The sequence below is a fragment of the Actinomadura sp. KC06 genome, assembly GCF_004348735.1.
In the GTDB taxonomy this organism is placed as follows: Bacteria; Actinomycetota; Actinomycetes; order Streptosporangiales; family Streptosporangiaceae; genus Spirillospora.
In genome coordinates, this window is record NZ_SMKT01000174.1 from 1 (window position 1) to 17436 (window position 17436).

Consider the following 17436-nt stretch of genomic DNA (forward strand, 5'->3'; position numbering starts at 1 on the left):
TCCGGGACCCGCCGCCGGACGGTCTGAAATGGCGTCCCGCGCACCCGGTCCCGGGACGGGGAGATCGAAAGTGTTTCGCAATGGCGGGATAAGAGCGAGCCGCCGTGGCCGGCCTGCCCGGACGCACCGTCCTTTATTCTGGACACATGATCTGGTGTCGGCTTGCATCGGAGACGTCCCCCGCCACAAGTCCACTGAGTCGGCAGCGGCATCGGTTTTGCGAGCCGGCGGCATGAAGAGTGATTTTTCAATGACCTCCGGGACCGCGGTCGAATCTGAATCGAAGGCGGTCAGGGTGGTCGTCGTCAGCGACAATCCGGTGTCGCGGATCGGCTTTCGGGCGTTGCTCGGCACGGCCCCGGGAGTGGACGTCGTGGGCGGCGGGCCGGTCGAGCGTTCGGTCGCCGGAGTCCGCGCGCACCGCCCCGATGTGGTCCTCCTGGACGCCTCCCCACCGCCCCCGGACGGCATCGCGCGGCTGGCCCGATCGGGCGTGCGGGTGGTCGCGGTGACGGCCGAGCAGGAGCCGCTGATGCTCGTCCAGGCGGTCGCGGCGGGCGCCCACGGCTGCCTCGTGTACGGGTACTTCGAGCCCCACGGGCTCGCGGATGTGCTGGTCGCGGCCGGTAGAGGCGAGTCGTCGCTGTCCCGGCCCGTGGTGACGGCGCTCGTCCGCTGGGTGCACGACGGCGGCGGGCCGCGGCCCGACCCGGGGCTGACCGCGCGGGAGGCGGAGATCCTGGAGCTGATCGCCGCCGGGCTCACCAACCGGGAGATCGCGCGGCGCCTGGTCATCACGGAGAAGACCGTGAAGAACCACGCCCACCAGATCTACAAACGGCTCGGCGCGGACGGCCGGGAACACGCCGTCGCCCGCTGGCTGGAATTGAATTCGGTGCCCACTGGAACGGAACTGCCCTAACCTCGGCCCGCGGACGGCGATATCCCGCCACCGCGCACCCCCAGGTCCTAGGACCAGGCCCACGCCAAGATGGGCCCCTGGGTGCTCTTTACTTGCACAGTCAGTTACCGCATGATCTGTTGGGCCGCGTTCCAAAGCCCATTAATTCCATTTCTGGCGTGGTTGTGAACGGCTGTTGAAATTCAGTCGCCGTCGTCCATGCGTCCTGGGGAGGCTTGGTGAAAGTCGTTCGCCGTCCCGCTCTCAGCGTCCTTTTCGGGGTGCTGGCGGCGGCCGTCCTGATCATCGGCCCGCCGCTGGCCGCCTCGGCCGCGGGTCCCCGCATCGATCTTCAGGTCCTCGTCGTCACGAACGGCTCCGCCTCGGTGACGGCGGTGACGCAGCAGCTGAAGGCCGAGGGCGTGCCGTACAAGACCGTCGACCTGCGCGACTCAGACCGGCCCGTGATCGACGAGGCGTTCCTGTCCGACACGGTGGACGGGTCCCCGCGCGCGAAGTACCAGGGTGTCGTCCTGCCGAACGCCGCGCCGTTCGAGGACGGCGCGGAGATGGCCGCGCTCGCCGCGTACGAGAAGCGGTTCGGGATCCGCCAGCTCGACGCGCACGTCCGCCCGTCCGCCGCCGTCGGGATGAACGCGCCCGCCTACTCCGGCCCCATGGACGGCGTGACCGCCCAGGTCACCGAGGCCGCGCGGGCGGACGCGCTCCGCTATCTGGGCGGCCTCGTGCGGTTCGACGACGCCGAGCCGGACGTCGGCGAGACCGAAGGTTTCGTCGCCACCCCGCTGCCGGACGACCCCGACGCCGGGAAGTCGTTCAAGCCGTTCGTCACCGCGACCGTCAAGGGGAAGGCGGGCACCGTCGCCGGCGTCTACACCCACGACGGCCGCAGCGAGATGGTGCTGACCTTCACCTCCGAAAGCGAGCAGTGGCACTTCCAGACGCTCGGGCGCGGCCTCGTCACCTGGCTGACCAAGGGCGTCCACCTCGGCTATGACCGCAACTACTTCGCCGTCCACGTCGACGACGTCTTCATGCCGGACGCGCGGTGGAGCACCGAGCACAACTGCACGCCCACCGAGGACTGCGACGACGGCGTGGAGACCGAGGACATCCGCATGGAGGCCGGCGACGTGTCGTTCGCCACGCAGTGGCAGTCGCAGCACGGGTTCGTGCTCGACATGGCGTACAACGGCGCGGGCAGCGACGAGGCGACCCTGAAGAACGGCGTCGACCCGCTCACCGCGGCGTTCGTCGCCGTCCGGGACAAGTTCCGGTGGCTGAACCACACCTACTCGCACCCGTTCCTCGGCTGCGTGCAGGACACGAGCACGAGCCCGTGGCAGTGCAGGCGGAACCAGTCCGGCCAGATCGTGTACGTCAGCGCGGCCGACATCGAACGGGAGGTCACCAGGAACGTCCAATGGGCGTCCGGACGCGGCATCCCGGTCGACGCGGGCGAACTCGTCACCGGCGAGCACTCGGGCCTGCGGGTCACGCCGCAGCAGCCCGACGACAACCCGAACCTCGCCCCCGCGCTGGCGAAGGCCGGCGTGAAGTGGACGGCCAGCGACGCCTCCCGCGAGAAGGCGCAGCGCGTGATCGGCTCGGTGCGGACGGTCCCGCGCCATCCGCTGAACATCTTCTACAACGTCGGGACCGCGGCCGAGGAGGTGGACCAGTACAACTGGATCCACACACGGCGGTCGGACGGCGGCAGCGGCATCTGCGAAGAGGACTCGTCGTGCATCGAGCCGCTCGACCCCGACAACGGGTACGAGTCGTACATCGTCCCGGCGGAGACGCGGATCGCGCTGGCGCACACCCTCGCCAACGACCCCCGGCCGCACTACGCGCACCAGTCGAACCTGGCCGAGGAGCGGATCCTCTACCCGGTGCTCGAACGCGTCCTGAGCCAGTACTGGTCGGCGTTCGCCGCCAACACCCCGCTCATCAACGCCCCGATGTCGGCGCTCGGCGACGAGCTGCGCCGGCAGGACGCGTGGCGCGCCGCGGTCAACGCCGGCGCCATGGACAAGGGCGACGTCACCGCGTACGTCCAGGACGGGACGGTCACCGTCAAGGCGCCGGCCGGGCTGGAAGTGCCGGTGACCGCGCCGGAGGGCACGCGTGACGCGGGCGGCGCACCGTTCGGGCAGACCTATGCCGGTGAACGGTCCGCCTACCGGGCGGGGGACGTCACGCTCACCTTGCCCGGAGCCTGACTTTGGACATCACCCTGGTGACGGAAGGGACCTATCCGCACAGCTACGGGGGCGTGAGCGTGTGGTGCGATCAGCTCGTACGGGGTATGCCGGAACATTCTTTTCAGGTCAGGGCGCTCACGACCACGGGGACGGAACCCGTGGTCTGGGATCTTCCCGGGCACGTGACGTCCGAGCCCATTCCGATGTGGGGGCCGCCCAATGGGCGGCCTTCGTCACGCGGGCGGCACGCCTCGCCGGGCGGACGGCGCGCGGTGCGCAACCTGCTGCCGTCGTCACGCCTCTGGTTGCCCTCGTCGCCGCGCGGGCGGCACGCGTCGCCCGGCGGACGCCAGGTGTCGCGCAGCGACGCGCGGCGGTTCGAGCGGCTGTGCCGCGGCTTCCTGCACGCGATCCTCACGCCGTCCGACCCGGTCTCCAGCCAAGGGTCGTCTCCAAGGAATGTGCCGGAGGCGGAGGTCTTCCAGCGGATTCTTCGCGGGCTCTTCGAGTACGGGCAGACCGCCGACCTGAGCGCGGCGCTGCGCACCGAGGCGCCCGTGCGCTGGCTGATGGACGCGTGGAACGCCCGCGCCGCCGAGTTCGACCGGATCGGGACCCGGCCGACCGTCCACGACGCCCTCACCGCCATCGACCTGCTGGAGCACCTGCTGCGCCCGCTGCAGGGACCGCCGCCGCGCGCCGACCTCACGCACGCGGTCTCCAACGGCATCCCGATCCTGCCGGGCCTCGCCGCCAAATGGACGTACGGGACGCCGTTGTGCCTCACCGAGCACGGCATCTACCTGCGGGAACGGTATATCGGCATGCGGCGGACGCCGTACGCGTGGCCGGTCAAGTCCGTCCTGCTCGGCTTCATCAGGCTGCTGTGCTGCGTCGGCTACCGCACCGCCGACCTGCTGACGCCCTGCAACCTCTACAACCAGCGGTGGGAGGCGCGGTGCGGCGCCGACCCGGACTCCATGGAGACCGTCTACAACGGCGTCGACCCGGCGCGCTTCCCCGCCGCCGGCGCCGAGCCCGCCGCACCCACGATCAGCTGGGCCGGCCGCGTCGACCCGATCAAGGACCTGGAGACGCTCATCCGGGCGTTCGCGCTGGTCCGGGAGGAGGTGCCGGACGCGAGGCTGCGCCTGTTCGGGGGGACGCCGACCGGCTGCGAGCGCTACCACGCCCGCTGCGAGGCCCTCGCCGAAGACCTCGGGGTCGCCGGCCACACCACCTTCGAGGGACGGATCGACGACGTCCACGACGCGTACGCGGCGGGCACCGTGGTCGCGCTCTCCAGCATCTCCGAGGGCTTCCCCTACACGCTGATCGAGGCGATGACCTGCGGCCGCGTGACCGTCGCGACGGACGTCGGCGGGGTCAGGGAGGCGGTCGCCGACACCGGGCTCGTCGTCCCGCCGCGGTCGCCGCGCGAGATGGCGGACGCCTGCCTGCGGCTGCTCGGGGACGAGGTGTCGCGGCGGCGGCTCGGGCACGCCGCCCGGGACCGGGCGCTGGAGCTGTTCACCGTCGACCGCGCGGTGGACACCTTCCGCGGCATCTACACCGACCTGACCACGCCGGGTGCGGAGAGGCGCCCGGCGTCCGAGGCGAGGCTGGCATGACCGCGTCCACGCAGAGCACGATGCCCGACACCGCACCCGAGTCCCTGCCGGCGGTCACCGCTCCCGACTCGGTGCCGGCGGTCACCGCACCCGATCCCGTACCCGACGCCCCGGCCGACTCCGGCTCCGTGCCCGACTCCGGCTCCGCGCCCGACTCCGGCTCCGCGCCCGACTCCGGCTCCGCGACCGCCGCGCCGGAGGACGTCGAGGCGCTGCGGGAGCGCATGGCGGATCTGTGCGCGAGCGCCGTCGACCCGCTGGAGGTCACGGCCGGGCTGGAGGCCGAGGGCATCAACGACGAGGCGGCCCAGAAGTACGGCCACCCGGACGTGTTCGCGCTCGCCGAGGACCTGTACGCCAGGACGCCGCGCCGCCCGCGCCCGCCAGGGGCGTCCCAGGCCCCGTGGCAGGCCGTGCCCTGGCGGCATCTGCTCCGCGGCGTCCTGTTCGGCATGCCCGGGCTGTGCTACATCGTGGGCACCCCAATGCTGCACGGCACGGCCGACAACGTGCTCCTCGTGTTCTCGCTCCTGCTCTCCTGGATGATGAGCCAGGGGACGGCCTACCTCGGATACGTCTGGCTGGGGTTCGGGAACAGGCAGGCGGCGTCCCGGGTGCTCCGCTACGGGCTGGCCGCCGGGCTGCTGGTCGTGGTGCCGGTGACGGTCGCGGCCGGGTTGGCGTCGGGCGCGGGGTTGCGGGCGATCGCGCTGTCCGCCGGGCTCTGCGGGTACCTGCTCGCCGCGACGGTGGCGCAGGTGAACGGCGCCGAGATCAGGTTGTTCCTCGCGCTGCTCCCGGGCGTCGGAGCGGTGATGATCTACCTGGCCGGCAACGGCTGGACGCTGCCGGCCGGGCAGCTCGACGGGACGCCGGAGGTCGTACCGGGCACGGCGGCAGCGTCCGGCGCCGTGCCCGGCGCGGTGTGGATGGCCTGGGCGTTGTCGCTCGCGGCCACGCTGGCGCTGGCGCTCGCGTGCACGTCCGAGGCGGGCCGCACCCGCCGCGGGGGCGTGAAGGGCGGCCGGGCGGGTGTGAAGGACCGCCGGGCGACATCGGGCCCGGTGGTGACCCGCCGGGACGTCGCGGCGGCGCTGCCGTTCGCCCTGTTCGGGCTGCTGACCGGCGGGCTGCTGACGTTCACGCTGCTGTGCGCGCTGTCCGGGCGTCCGGTGCCGCCGGGGACCACGACGGTGGCGGTGCTGTCGCTCTCGCTGTCGATGGGCGTCGCGGAATGGATCCTGTACGCCTACCGGAGGCGGGTCCACCAGCTGCTGGTCACGCACACCGGGATGGCGGGGTTCGCGCGGGCGGCCCGCGCCGCGCTGGCCGTCGCGCTCGCCCGGTACGCGGCGTCCGCCGTGGTGCTCGTCGCCGTCGCCGCGCCGCTCGCCCGCCTGCCCGCCACGGCCATGACCGCGCGGACGCTCGGCGGCTTCCTCGCGCTGGGCTGCGCGTTCTTCCTCTCGCTTGTGCTGCAGGCGTGCGGGCGGGTCGGCGTCGTCCTGCCCGTCTACACCTGCGCGCTGGCCGCGGAGGTCGCCGCCGCGCTGACCGTCCCGCACCTCACGCCCGGCACGGTCCAGCTGGTGGTCTCCGGGGCGCTGCTCGTCTTTCTCACGACGTACGCGGGCCGCGTCCTGGCCCGCGTGACCTCCCACCGATGAAGGGGCACGCCATGCTGAGGACGCCCGGCGAGCCGGCGGGACGGGTCGCGTCGGTGGCCGTCCCCGCGTACTTCCCTCCCGGCGCGGTGGACTGGACGGCCCTCGCCGACCCCCGGCTCGGCACGGTCGTGCTCAACGTCGACAGCGGCGCGGGCACCGTCCGGGACCGCGGGTTCGCGGCCACCGCGCACCGCATGGCGGAGGCGGGCGTGAAGCTCGCCGGGTACGTCGACACCGCCTACGGCTCCCGCCCGCCCCGCGCGGTGGAGGACGAGGTGGCGCGGTACTGGAAGTGGTACGGCATCCGGAGGGTGTTCCTCGACCAGGTGTCCGCCGTCCCCGGGCACGTGCTGCGGTACCGGCGCGTCGTCGCGGGCGTGCGGGGGCGCGGCGCGTCGTACGTCGTGCTCAACCACGGCACGTATCCCGATTCCGCGTACGCGGACCTCGCCGATCTGCTCGTCACGTTCGAGGGGCCGTGGTCGGCGTACCAGCACGTCCGCGTGCCGGCGTGGGCGGCGCGGCTGCCCGCCGAGCGGTTCTGCCACCTCATCTACGCGGCGCCGCAGGCCGTCCTCGCACGGGCGCTGGCGCGGGCGGGGCGGCGCAACGCGGGCGTCGTCTACGTGACGGACCGGGCGGGCGCGAACCCGTGGATCGGGCTGCCGGGATACTTCTCCCGCGAGCTGTCCCTCGTCTACGCGAACCGGTGACGCCATGCCGTCCGGTGCCGTGCGAATTCCAGGGTGGGCCGTCGGCGCCGCCGCGGTCGTGGCGTCGGCCGCCGTCCTGGCGGCGGTGCTGTTCTCGGTGCTGGCACCGGACGAATCCGCCCAGCCGGCCGCATCCGCGTCCGCGTCCCCGGCCTCGCCGAAGGCATCTCCCCCGCCCAGGAAATCCGCTCCGCCGAACGAGGCGGAGGCCGAGCGACGTCGCGCCCGGATGTGGGCTCCGGCGCCGGGCACGCGGTGGCAGTGGCAGCTCACCACGCCGGTGGACCTCGGCGTGGACGTGCCCGTCCACGACATCGACGGGTTCGGCAACGGCGCGGACGTCGTCCGGGAAGTGCACCGGCGGGGCCGCCGGGTCATCTGCTACATCAACGTCGGCGCCGCCGAGAGCTACCGTCCAGACAACGCAGCGTTCCCGGCCGCCGTCCTCGGCAAGGGGAACGGGTGGCCGGGCGAGCGCTGGCTCGACATCCGCCGGACGGACGTCCTCGCACCCATCATGGCCCGGCGGTTCGACATGTGCCGGGACAAGGGGTTCGACGCGGTCGAGCCCGACCTCCTGGACGGGTACGCCTCCGACACCGGGTTTCCGCTTACCGCCGCCCACCAGCTCCGCTACAACCGGCTGATCGCGAGGCTCGCGCACGAGCGCGGCATGTCGGTCGCGCTCAAGAACGACCTGGCGCAGATCCCGGCGCTGGTCGGGACGTTCGACTTCGCCATCAACGAGCAGTGCGCGGAGTTCGGCGAGTGCCGCAGGCTGCTGCCGTTCGTCCGCGCGGGCAAGGCCGTCCTGCACGTCGAGTACAACATGGCCGCGGCGGACTTCTGCCGCCAGACCCGCGCGCTCGGCTTCGCGTCCATGCGCAAACGCCTCGACCTCGACGCCTGGCGCCAGCCCTGCTGACGGGTTCGCGCGAAGGGCGCTCAGGCGCCCGCGCGGTGCGGCTGCGGCCTGGCCCGGTCGATCTCGGGAAGCGTCCGCAGGACGCTGCGCAGGTGCGCGCGAGCGGCCTCCTCGGCGGCGCCGGCGTCCTGGGCGCGGATCGCCTCGATGATCGCCAGATGCTCCGGCAGCGACTCCCGCGGGCGGCCGGGATGCATCGCGAGCCTGAACTGGTGCCGGACGTTCTGCGCCCGCAGCCGTTCGAGCGCCTCCGCCGCGGTCCGCTGGCCGCTGATCTCCTGGATGCGGCGGTGCAGCCGCTCGTTCAGGTCCGAGTAGCCGAGCACGTCGCCGGTCTCGACGGCGCGGCGCATGTCGTCCCCGATGGCGGCCAGCTCGGCGGCTTCCCCGGCACCGATCCGCTGCGCGGCCTTCGCGGCGCACAGCCCCTCGATCACCATCCTGAGCTCGCAGATCTCGATCGCCTCGGCCAGCGACACGGCCCGCACCCGGGCGCCGCGGTTCTGGACGCGCTCGATCAGCCCCTCGTTGGTCAGCGCGATCAGCGCGGACCGGACGCTGGACCTGCTCGCGGCGAACTGCTCGGACAGGTCCGCCTCGACCAGCCGCTGGTTCGGGACGAACTCCCCGGTGAGGATCGCGTCCCGGATCCCCGCGACGACCGGCTCCTCCGGTTTCCCCTTCGGCACGGCCCACTCCCGGCTCGGCATCGGACGGACGAGATTGTCAACAATTTTGTTACAGTTCGAGTGTAGCGACCCCCCGCGCGCCGAGGAGGCCGGATGCCGGAGGAAACCACTCGGAGGCCGACCATCGCCGTTCTAGGGCTCGGCGAGGCCGGGAGCGCGATCGCCGGTGATCTGGCCGCCGCCGGAGCCGTCGTCCGAGGCTACGACCCTGCGGTCCCGGCACCGGAGCACATCGTCGGCGCGGGCGGCGAGGCCGAGGCGGCGGACGGCGCCGACCTGGTCCTCAGCGTCAACAGCGCCCACGACGCGGTCGGCGCTCTGCGGGCCGGGGTCGCGGGCGTCCGCGCGGGCGCGGTGTGGGCGGACCTGAACACCGCGTCCCCCGGCCTGAAGCGGAGCCTGGACGGCATCGCCCGCGCGCACGGCGTCCGGTTCGCGGACGTCGCGATCATGGCGCCGGTCCCGGGGCGCGGCCTGCGCACGCCGATGCTGGCGAGCGGGGACGGCGCCGCCGAGGTCGCGGCCGTCCTCACCCCGCTCGGCGCCGACGTCGAGGTCCTGCCGGACGGCCCCGGCGCCGCGGCCGCCAGGAAACTCCTGCGCAGCGTCTTCTTCAAGGGGCTGGCGGCGGCGGTCGTGGAGTCGCTGGAGGCCGCGCGCTCCGCGGGCTGCGAGGGCTGGCTGCGGGACGACATCACCGCCGAACTGACCCGCGCGAGCGCCGGCACCGTGGACCGGCTCGTGACCGGGACGCACCGGCACTCCGTCCGCCGCGCCGCCGAGATGGCCGCCGCCGCCGACATGCTGGCCGACCTCGGCGTCCCGCCACTCATGGCGAGCGCGAGCCGGGACCTCCTGGAGCGCCTCTCCGCGGAGGCCGCCGTGCGTTTCGATCAGACGGATCCCGGGACCCTCGGCGACCCATCGGCCCGGAGCGACGCGCCCGGCCTGCGGTAGACGAAGTCGTCCGCGCCGGGCCCGTCCTGGACCGTGGCCGTGGCGTCGCGGACGAGATGATGGTCCGGCGACAGCGAGCAGGCCGGGTCGGTGCGGGCGGCGTCGCCCGTCAGCGCGTGGGCCTGGCAGCGGCAGCCGCCGAAGTCGATCTCGCGGCGCGGGCATTCGCGGCACGGCCCGGTCATCCAGTCCGTCCCGCGATAGGAGTTGAACGCGGCGGACTCCGTCCAGATCCAGGCGAGCGGCCTCTCCCGGACGTTCGGCGGCGCGAGGCCGGGGATCGCGTACGCGGCCGGGCACGGCAGGGCGGTGCCGTCCGGTCCGACCGTGATCGAACGCGCGCCCCAGCCGCCCATGCACGGCTTCGGGACGCCCTCGTAGTAGTCCGGCATGACCCAGACGAGTTCAGGCCCCTCGCCCGACCCGTGCGCGTCGCGCCACGCGGCGACCGTCGCCTTCGCGCGGTCGAGCTGGTCACGGGTGGGGAGCAGCGCGGCACGGTTGTGCAGGGCCCAGCCGTAGAACTGGGTGTTGGCGAGTTCGATCCGGTCGGCCTCCCAGCGCGCGCCGACCTCGATGATCTCCTGGAGGTTGTCGAGGTTGCGGCGGTGCAGGACGACGTTCAGCCCGAACGGCACCTCCGCGTCCCGGATCACTCCGGCGGCGTGCTCCTTGTCGGTGTAGGACTCGCGGCCCGCGATGAGGTCGGAGCCGGGGCGCCGGGCGTCCTGCAGGGAGAGCTGGACGCTGTTCAGCCCGGCGTCCAGCAGCTCGCGGAGCCGCCCGGCCGTCAGCCCGACCCCGCTGGTGACGAGCTGCGTGTAGACGCCGGCGCGCTGGGCGGCGGCCACGATCTCCGCGAGGTCGGGACGCAGCAGCGGCTCGCCACCCGACACGTGCGCCTGGACGATGCCGAGATCGGCGGCCTCACCGAACACCCGCGCCCAGTCGGCGGTGCTCAGCTCCGCGCTCTTGCGAACGAGTTCCAGCGGGTTCGAGCAGTACGGGCAGTGCAGCGGGCACGCGTGGGTGACCTCCGCGAGCAGCGCCCACGGCGCCGGGACGGCCGGTGCGGTCATCGCAGCCAGCCCTCCGCGCGCACGCGCTCCAGGAACGCGGGCACCTCGTCGGCGAGCGGCGCGTCCGGGAAGGACTCGCCGAGTTCGGCGACGATGTCGTCGACGGTGCGGCTGCCGTCGCAGAGCCGCAGGATCCGGCCGCCCGCGCCGCTGAGCCGCACCGCGCGCTCGGGCATGAGCAGCAGGTCGGCGTCGCGGACGCGGTCGTGCCGCAGCATGACTGACTTGTCCAGGGCGGGGCGCCACGGCCCGTCAGCCGGCATCGGATCCCTCTCCCCGCGCGTGCTCGACTCCCCGCGCGTGCTCGACCGCGTCCAGGAGCGCCCAGAGCAGGTCGCACTTGAACGCGAACGCGGCGAGCGCCCGCTCCTGGTCGCCGGGCGTTCGCGCCCACTCGTGGACGAGCCGCAGCGCCTCCTCCGAATCGCGGCGGCCCTGGCCGACGCGCACCTGGAAGTAGCGCAGGCCTTCGCGCTCCACCCACGGATAGTGGCGTTCCCAGGCCGCGATCCGCGTCGCCATCAGGTCGGGCGCGAACAGCTCGGTCAGCGACGACGCGACGGCCTCCAGGGTGGAGGCGTTCCGGCAGAAGTTGACATAGCCGTCCACGGCCAGCCGGACGCCGGGCAGCACGCCCTCGCCGGACAGCAGCAGCTCGCGGTCCAGGCCGACCGCCTCGCCGAGGCGCAGCCACCGCTCGATGCCGCCGTCGGTCCCGTCGCCGTCCGGGGAGCCGTCGTGGTCGTGGACGCGGCGGATCCAGGACCGCCGCAGCTCCCTGGTGCCGAGCTTGGCCAGGATCAGCGCGTCCTTCACCGGGATGTGCCGCTGGTAGTCGAACCGGTTGAGGACCCAGCGCCGCAGCTCCTCGCGGGTGAGGGCGCCCTCGTGCATCCGCAGGTTGAACGGGTGCCGGTGGTGGTAGCGCTCCTCGCCCAGTGCCCGGAGCCGTTCTTCGAGTTCGGCCTCCGTCGCCATGCGTCCGTTCAACCCCGTGGTCACGGTGGTCACAGTTCGATCAGCGCTCCCTCCCGGGCGACCTCCAGCCCGGCCTCGGCCAGCCGCCGGTGCCCCGCGTCGTCCGCGTGGACGAGGCCGTTCGTGTTGTTCAGGTGCGTGTAGAGGCGCCGCTCGGCGGGCAGCGCGGCCATCCGCTCGGCGGTGCCGTTCGGGCCCGTGATCGGCAGGTGCCCCATCTGGGTGGACGTCTTCTGGGTGAATCCGGACCGGACGGGCTCCTCGTCGTCCCAGAAGGTGCCGTCGATGAAGACGCAGTCGGCGTCCTGGAGGGCGCGGTCCAGGTCGTCCGGCCAGTCGGCGAGCGCGGGGGCGTAGACGACGACCTTGCCGTCGCGCCGGTCCCGGACGCGCAGCGCCACCACCCAGGCGTCGCCCGCGGGCTCGTCCAGTTCGGCCGCGTAGCGGGGCCGTTTCCCCGAAACGCGAATTCCTTGGACCTCCAAAGGACCGCCGTCGAGTTCTTCCGGATCTTTTTCCGGAAGAGTCGTCCAGGAAAGTCCGGCGTAAGGGGCGAGTACCCGGTCCAGGCGCAGGCCGCCGGACAGCGCCGCGCGCACCGCGCCGGTCGACACGATCCGCAGCCCGGACGCCTCGCGCAGGCGCGGAATGCCGAGCGTGTGGTCGAGTTCGGCGTCGGTGAGGATCACCCCGGCGATCGGAGTGGTGCGCCGGGCGGGGCCGGGATGCAGGACGGCGCACGCCTCGATCTGCTCCCCGATGTCGGGCGTCGCGTTGACCACGTACCAGCGGCCCTCCCCCGCCTCGACGGCGATGGAGGCATGTCGCCTCCGCAGGGAGGGCTCGGTACGGGCGGCGGCGCACCCGGCGCAGGCACAGTTCCATTGAGGCACGCCGCCGCCCGCCGCGGTGCCGAGAATCAGCAGCCGCATCGCGGACGGGTCAGCCCTCGGCTGTGAAGTAGGCCGTGACCTCCAAGGAGGTCTCCACGATCTGGTAATCGGGCGTGACCCAGCGGTCCGCGCGTTCGTCGGTCCGGTCCGCGTCTGAGCTGTGGACGGCCATGCAGTGCTCCTTCCTCTCGACTGGTACCGGGGAAGCGCCTCGCCACTACAGAAAGCGCTTTCCAAGTCCCTTCATCCCGATCGTATGCCCGGTTGGAACGGGCCCTCTAGGGCGCTCCGTGCCAAAAAAGACATGAAGTCCCTGCCAACGTCTACAGAACGGCCGTCAGTGATCACCGTCGGTGGCGAATTCAAAAAATTTTAAGCGGCAACCGATCGATCGCGAATGGTTTATCGCCCGCGGGTCGCGATGGCACCCGGCGGGGTGGCCATGAGTTGACCCGAACATGGGGCGGGCGGGGCATGGATCAACTATCACGGGATACGTCGGAGAAGGCGGGACGTGAGTGTGGGGGTGCGCGGTGGCGCTGCGGATCGAGGACTACGGGCTGCTGGGCGACACCCAGACGGCCGCGCTGGTGGGCCGGGACGGGTCGGTCGATTGGCTTTGCCTGCCACGGTTCGACTCCCCCGCGTGCTTCGCGTCCCTGCTGGGCGACGAGCGGGCCGGGTTCTGGCGGCTGGCGCCCGCGGCGGCGGCCGAGTCCGGCGGGCTGTGCACGCGCCGCCGGTACCGGGGCGAGACGCTGATCCTGGAGTCGGAGTGGGAGACGCCGGACGGGACCGTCCGCGTGATCGACTTCATGCCGCCGCGCGGGGAGGCCGCCGACGTCGTCCGGATCGTGGAGGGCGTCAGCGGGCGGGTGCCGATGCGCATGGAGCTGCGGCTGCGGTTCGACTACGGGCGGATCGTGCCGTGGGTGCGGCGCCGCGAAGGCGAGCTCAACGCGATCGCGGGCCCGGACGCGGCGTGGCTGAAGACGCCCGTCGAGCTGGAGGGACGCGACCTCGCCACCTACGCCGACTTCGCCGTGTCGGCCGGGGAGCGGGTGCCGTTCGTCCTGACCTACAAGCCGTCGCACCTGCCGCGTCCGAAGGCGGTCGAGCCGGAACGCGCGCTGGCCGACACTGAGCTGTTCTGGTCCGACTGGATGGGCCGCTACGACTACGAAGGGCGCTGGGACGACGCCGTCCGCCGCTCGCTGATCACGCTGAAGGCGCTCACCTTCGCCCCGACCGGCGGCATCGTCGCCGCCGCGACCACGTCGCTGCCGGAGCAGCTCGGCGGCCCCCGCAACTGGGACTACCGGTTCTGCTGGCTGCGCGACGCGACGTTCACGCTGCAGGCGCTGCTCGGCACCGGGTTCGTCGCGGAGGCGAGGGCGTGGCGGGAGTGGCTGCTGCGCGCCGTCGCCGGCGACCCCGCCGACCTGCAGATCATGTACGGCATCGACGGGACGCGCCGGCTGCCCGAGTTCACGCTGGACTGGCTCGCCGGGTACGAGGGGTCGTCGCCGGTCCGGGTGGGGAACGCCGCGTCCGACCAGTTCCAGCTGGACACGTGGGGTGAGGTCCTGGACGGCCTGCACCTGGCGCGCGAGGCCGGCATCGAGGCGGACGACGACGCCTGGGACCTGCAGCGCGCCCTGATGGACTTCCTCGAAGGCCACTGGAGCGACCCCGACAACAGCCTGTGGGAGGTCCGCGGCGACCGGCGCCATTTCGTCCACTCCAAGGTGCTCGCGTGGACGGGGGCCGACCGGGCCGTGAAGGCCGTCGAGCGGTACGGCCTCGACGGGCCCGCCGACCGGTGGAAGGCGCTGCGGGACGAGATCCACGCGGACGTGTGCGAGCGCGGCTACGACGCCGCTCGCGGCACGTTCACCCAGTTCTACGGCTCTCGCGGCCTGGACGCGGCGCTGCTGCTCATCCCGGTGACCGGGTTCCTGCCGTGGAACGACCCGCGCGTCGTCGGGACCGTCGACGAGGTGCAGCGGGAGCTGTACCGGGACGGGTTCATGCTCCGCTACGACACGGGCGCGGACGGCGGCGTCGACGGGCTGCCCGGCGCGGAGGGCTCGTTCCTGGCCTGCACGTTCTGGCTGGCGGACGCCCTGCACGGCATCGGCCGGACGAAGCAGGCCACCGACCTGTTCGAGCGGCTGCTGGCCCTGCGCAACGACCTCGGCCTGCTGAGCGAGGAGTACGACACCGCCACCGGGCGCCAGATCGGCAACACGCCGCAGGCGTACTCGCATGTCGGCCTCGTCAACACCGCCCGTCACCTGAGCGGCACCCGCCCGGCCTGGCGCCGCCGCACCCAGCCGTGAAAGGAGATGAGTCATGCGTGCCCTGACCGTCCTGCCGGAGAATCGCGGCTCGCTCGCCGTCACCGACGTCCCGGACCCCGAGCCCGGCGAGAACGACCTGCTCGTGGACGGGGTCGCCGTCGGTGTCTGCGGCACCGACCGGGAGATCGCCGCCGGCGAGTACGGCTGGGCGCCGCCGGGCCGCGACCGCCTCGTCATCGGGCACGAGTCGCTGGGCCGGGTGCGGGACGCCCCGTCCGGCAGCGGATTCGCGCCCGGCGACCTCGTCGTCGGCGTCGTGCGGCGTCCCGACCCGGAGCCGTGCGGGGCCTGCGCCCACGGCGAGTTCGACATGTGCCGCAACGGCCGCTACACCGAGCGCGGCATCAAGGAGATCGACGGCTACGCGAGCCGGTCGTGGACGGTGGAGGCCGACTACGCCGTCACGCTCGACCCGCGCCTGGCGGAGGTGGGCGTGCTCATGGAGCCGACCACGATCGTCGCCAAGGCGTGGGACCAGATCGAGAAGGTCGGCGCGCGGGGCTGGTTCGAGCCGCGCAGGGCGCTGGTGACGGGCGCGGGGCCGATCGGGCTGCTCGCCGCCCTGCTCGGCGTGCAGCGCGGCCTGGACGTGCACGTCCTCGACCAGGTCGCGGACGGCCCCAAGCCGCGGCTCGTCGCCGACCTCGGCGCGACCTACCACCACGAGGGCCTGGAGGAGGCGGTCGCGGGCGCGAAGCCCGACATCGTGATCGAGGCGACGGGGGTGTCGCAGCTCGTCTTCGGCGCGATGGCGAACAACGCCGCCTACGGCATCGTCTGCCTGACCGGCGTCTCGTCTGCGGGCCGGCACGTGGAGGTGGACGCGGGCGCGCTCAACCGCGACATCGTCCTGGAGAACGACGCGATCATCGGGTCGGTCAACGCGAACCTCGGGCACTACGCCGCCGCCGCGCGGGCCCTCGCCGCGGCCGACCTGGACTGGCTCGGACGGCTGATCTCCCGCCGCGTGCCGCTGGAGCGCTACGAGGAGGCGTTCACCCCGCACCCCGACGACGTCAAGGTCGTCATCACGCTCGACGGCTGACCGGACACCGGCCAGGGCGACCGGCCAGGGCGACCGGTCGGCCCGGATAACCGTGTTCGCGGCGGCGCTCGTCGGCAACGGTCCTGTCGATCCTGGCGCACTCGTCCACCGACATCGTCGTGGCGCGCGGCTTCGACGAGGAGCGCGAGGTCCCCGCCTGGTTCGGCAAGGCCCGCACGCACGCCCGCGCCCGCGCCGGGACGCGCATCGGCGCCCGCGTCCGGCGCCGCAAAGACCCGCCCTCCCATTCGAAGTCCTAGGTACGAAAAGCCGTTTTCCACATTTCCGATTAATGCGGGCATTACGGGCTCGCGAATGTGGCCGAAATCATGCGCGGACCTGGACCGTGCGGCCAGGATGCGGGCATGACCTTCCCGTTGATGCACGGGTACGACCACATCAATGTGGTCGCCCAGCTCGACCCCGTCGCGGCGGTGCGCGACAGGGAACTCGGCGAGCGAATTCGGCAATACCCGAAACTGCTGCCCGGCGGCTCCCCGGATTTCGGGCATGCGGTGCAAAAAGGAAAGGAGTGGCGGATCGCGTCGCTCGGCTGCGACGACCCGTCCTCCGCACGGTACAGCCTCGCCATGGACCTCCGGACGGACGCGCCCGGCGACCCCGACCCCGGGACCGCCCGCGCCATGCTCGCCGCGGCCGACCGGCTCGACCCCGAGGAGGGCGACCAGCTCGCCAAGGACGAATGGGAGATCGGCGACCGCCGCTACCGGATCATCCGCGTCGAGAAGTTCGTCCTGATCGGCGACCGCGTCATGGAGCCGCCCCGGTCCACCGACGCCGACCTGCCCGGGGACGGGAGCCTGCGCGGCCACCTGATCGACCCGCCCGCCCCGTGCGGGCAGTGGGAGGCGCAGCTCCGGCTGAACCTGGTCGGGCACATGCCGGTGGCGGGCACCGTCCCCGACGTCGTCCGCGCCGAGGCCCGCCACGCGATCCAGTCGCATCCCGGGGTCGTACTGCTCCCGCCGACCTTCGTGGTGGTCGAGATCGACGGCGGCTGCTGGTCGCCGATCACCGGCGGGGACGACCCCGACGAGGCCCGCGACCGGCTCGCCCGCCACTTCACCGACCTGCTGCCCCGGCTCCGCGAGTTCCAGAACGACCCGGCCGCCCCCGAGGAGCTCGCCGAATGGAAGGCGCTCGCCGAGGAGATCAAGGCGGCGCCGGGGCACCGGATCGTCGCGCGCGGACGCGAGTTCAGCACCGTCCGCGTGTCCCGGATGCTGCGCCTCGGCCGCGACGGGCCCGAGGGCCCCCGCCCGTGCGACGAGGAACGCTACGGCCTCACCGGCGCCGCCGAGTCATGACCCCCGCGGCCGGCGCCCCCGCGCCGGCCCACCGCGCCC

At 72.9% G+C, this 17436-nt stretch carries 17 protein-coding genes; 11 read left to right on the top strand and 6 right to left on the bottom strand.

What is annotated here, in order from left to right; all coding sequences use genetic code 11:
• Window positions 1-250 precede the first annotated feature (250 nt).
• The 6 genes from E1287_RS35605 to E1287_RS35625 all read left to right on the top strand — a co-directional run bounded on the left by E1287_RS35605 (window position 251) and on the right by E1287_RS35625 (window position 8065).
• Window positions 251-922 carry a response regulator transcription factor gene (locus E1287_RS35605; protein ID WP_165969365.1) on the top strand — a complete coding sequence of 224 codons (672 nt, stop codon included), beginning with the start codon at window positions 251-253 and terminating at the stop codon, window positions 920-922.
• 218 nt (window positions 923-1140) lie between these two features.
• Window positions 1141-3147, top strand: a complete 2007-nt coding sequence (locus E1287_RS35610) for a hypothetical protein (protein ID WP_131969682.1) — start codon at window positions 1141-1143, stop codon at window positions 3145-3147.
• A gap of 254 nt (window positions 3148-3401) precedes the next feature.
• Window positions 3402-4760 carry a GT4 family glycosyltransferase PelF gene (gene pelF / locus E1287_RS35615; protein ID WP_207934659.1) on the top strand — a complete coding sequence of 453 codons (1359 nt, stop codon included), beginning with the start codon at window positions 3402-3404 and terminating at the stop codon, window positions 4758-4760.
• Window positions 4757-6427 (top strand): hypothetical protein, encoded by a 1671-nt coding sequence (locus E1287_RS44260; protein WP_165969366.1) that lies wholly within the window; start codon window positions 4757-4759, stop codon window positions 6425-6427. The genes pelF and E1287_RS44260 overlap by 4 nt, the downstream gene beginning before the upstream one ends.
• 11 nt (window positions 6428-6438) lie before the next feature.
• A complete protein-coding gene (locus tag E1287_RS44265) occupies window positions 6439-7140 on the top strand; it encodes a spherulation-specific family 4 protein (protein WP_165969367.1) in 702 nt (233 codons plus the stop codon).
• A 19-nt stretch (window positions 7141-7159) separates the two neighbouring features.
• Window positions 7160-8065, top strand: a complete 906-nt coding sequence (locus E1287_RS35625) for an endo alpha-1,4 polygalactosaminidase (protein WP_207934660.1) — start codon at window positions 7160-7162, stop codon at window positions 8063-8065.
• Between the two features lie 20 nt (window positions 8066-8085).
• Here E1287_RS35625 and E1287_RS35630 read toward each other — a convergent pair whose 3' ends face one another.
• Window positions 8086-8754: a GntR family transcriptional regulator gene (locus E1287_RS35630; RefSeq protein ID WP_243719660.1), complete on the bottom strand. Its 669-nt coding sequence runs from the start codon at window positions 8752-8754 to the stop codon at window positions 8086-8088.
• Between the two features lie 93 nt (window positions 8755-8847).
• On the opposite strand from E1287_RS35630, the gene E1287_RS35635 reads away from it, so the two are divergent.
• Window positions 8848-9711 (top strand): NAD(P)-dependent oxidoreductase, encoded by an 864-nt coding sequence (locus E1287_RS35635; RefSeq protein ID WP_131969686.1) that lies wholly within the window; start codon window positions 8848-8850, stop codon window positions 9709-9711.
• Here E1287_RS35635 and pqqE read toward each other — a convergent pair.
• Genes pqqE through pqqA form a run of 5 tightly spaced genes read right to left on the bottom strand, consistent with a single transcriptional unit; the run spans window position 9648 to window position 12833 of the window.
• Window positions 9648-10790, bottom strand: coding sequence for a pyrroloquinoline quinone biosynthesis protein PqqE (pqqE, locus tag E1287_RS35640; protein ID WP_131969687.1), 1143 nt, complete (start codon window positions 10788-10790; stop codon window positions 9648-9650). The genes E1287_RS35635 and pqqE overlap by 64 nt on opposite strands.
• Window positions 10787-11053 (bottom strand): pyrroloquinoline quinone biosynthesis peptide chaperone PqqD, encoded by a 267-nt coding sequence (gene pqqD / locus E1287_RS35645; protein ID WP_131969688.1) that lies wholly within the window; start codon window positions 11051-11053, stop codon window positions 10787-10789. The genes pqqE and pqqD overlap by 4 nt, the downstream gene beginning before the upstream one ends.
• Window positions 11043-11792: a pyrroloquinoline-quinone synthase PqqC gene (gene pqqC / locus E1287_RS35650; protein ID WP_243719661.1), complete on the bottom strand. Its 750-nt coding sequence runs from the start codon at window positions 11790-11792 to the stop codon at window positions 11043-11045. Before pqqC ends, pqqD begins: the two co-directional genes overlap by 11 nt.
• A 5-nt stretch (window positions 11793-11797) precedes the next feature.
• Window positions 11798-12700 (bottom strand): pyrroloquinoline quinone biosynthesis protein PqqB, encoded by a 903-nt coding sequence (pqqB, locus tag E1287_RS35655; protein WP_131969689.1) that lies wholly within the window; start codon window positions 12698-12700, stop codon window positions 11798-11800.
• Window positions 12701-12710: 10 nt separating this feature from the next.
• A complete protein-coding gene (pqqA, locus tag E1287_RS35660; protein ID WP_131969690.1) occupies window positions 12711-12833 on the bottom strand; it encodes a pyrroloquinoline quinone precursor peptide PqqA in 123 nt (40 codons plus the stop codon).
• Between the two features lie 361 nt (window positions 12834-13194).
• On the opposite strand from pqqA, the gene E1287_RS35665 reads away from it, so the two are divergent.
• The 4 genes from E1287_RS35665 to E1287_RS35675 all read left to right on the top strand — a co-directional run bounded on the left by E1287_RS35665 (window position 13195) and on the right by E1287_RS35675 (window position 17397).
• Window positions 13195-15003 (top strand): glycoside hydrolase family 15 protein, encoded by a 1809-nt coding sequence (locus tag E1287_RS35665; protein WP_131969691.1) that lies wholly within the window; start codon window positions 13195-13197, stop codon window positions 15001-15003.
• Between the two features lie 13 nt (window positions 15004-15016).
• Window positions 15017-16069, top strand: a complete 1053-nt coding sequence (locus tag E1287_RS35670; protein ID WP_131969692.1) for a glucose 1-dehydrogenase — start codon at window positions 15017-15019, stop codon at window positions 16067-16069.
• Window positions 16070-16188: 119 nt separating this feature from the next.
• A complete protein-coding gene (locus E1287_RS44270) occupies window positions 16189-16329 on the top strand; it encodes a hypothetical protein (protein ID WP_165969368.1) in 141 nt (46 codons plus the stop codon).
• Between the two features lie 105 nt (window positions 16330-16434).
• Window positions 16435-17397, top strand: coding sequence for a DUF5954 family protein (locus tag E1287_RS35675; protein ID WP_131969693.1), 963 nt, complete (start codon window positions 16435-16437; stop codon window positions 17395-17397).
• Window positions 17398-17436 lie beyond the last annotated feature (39 nt).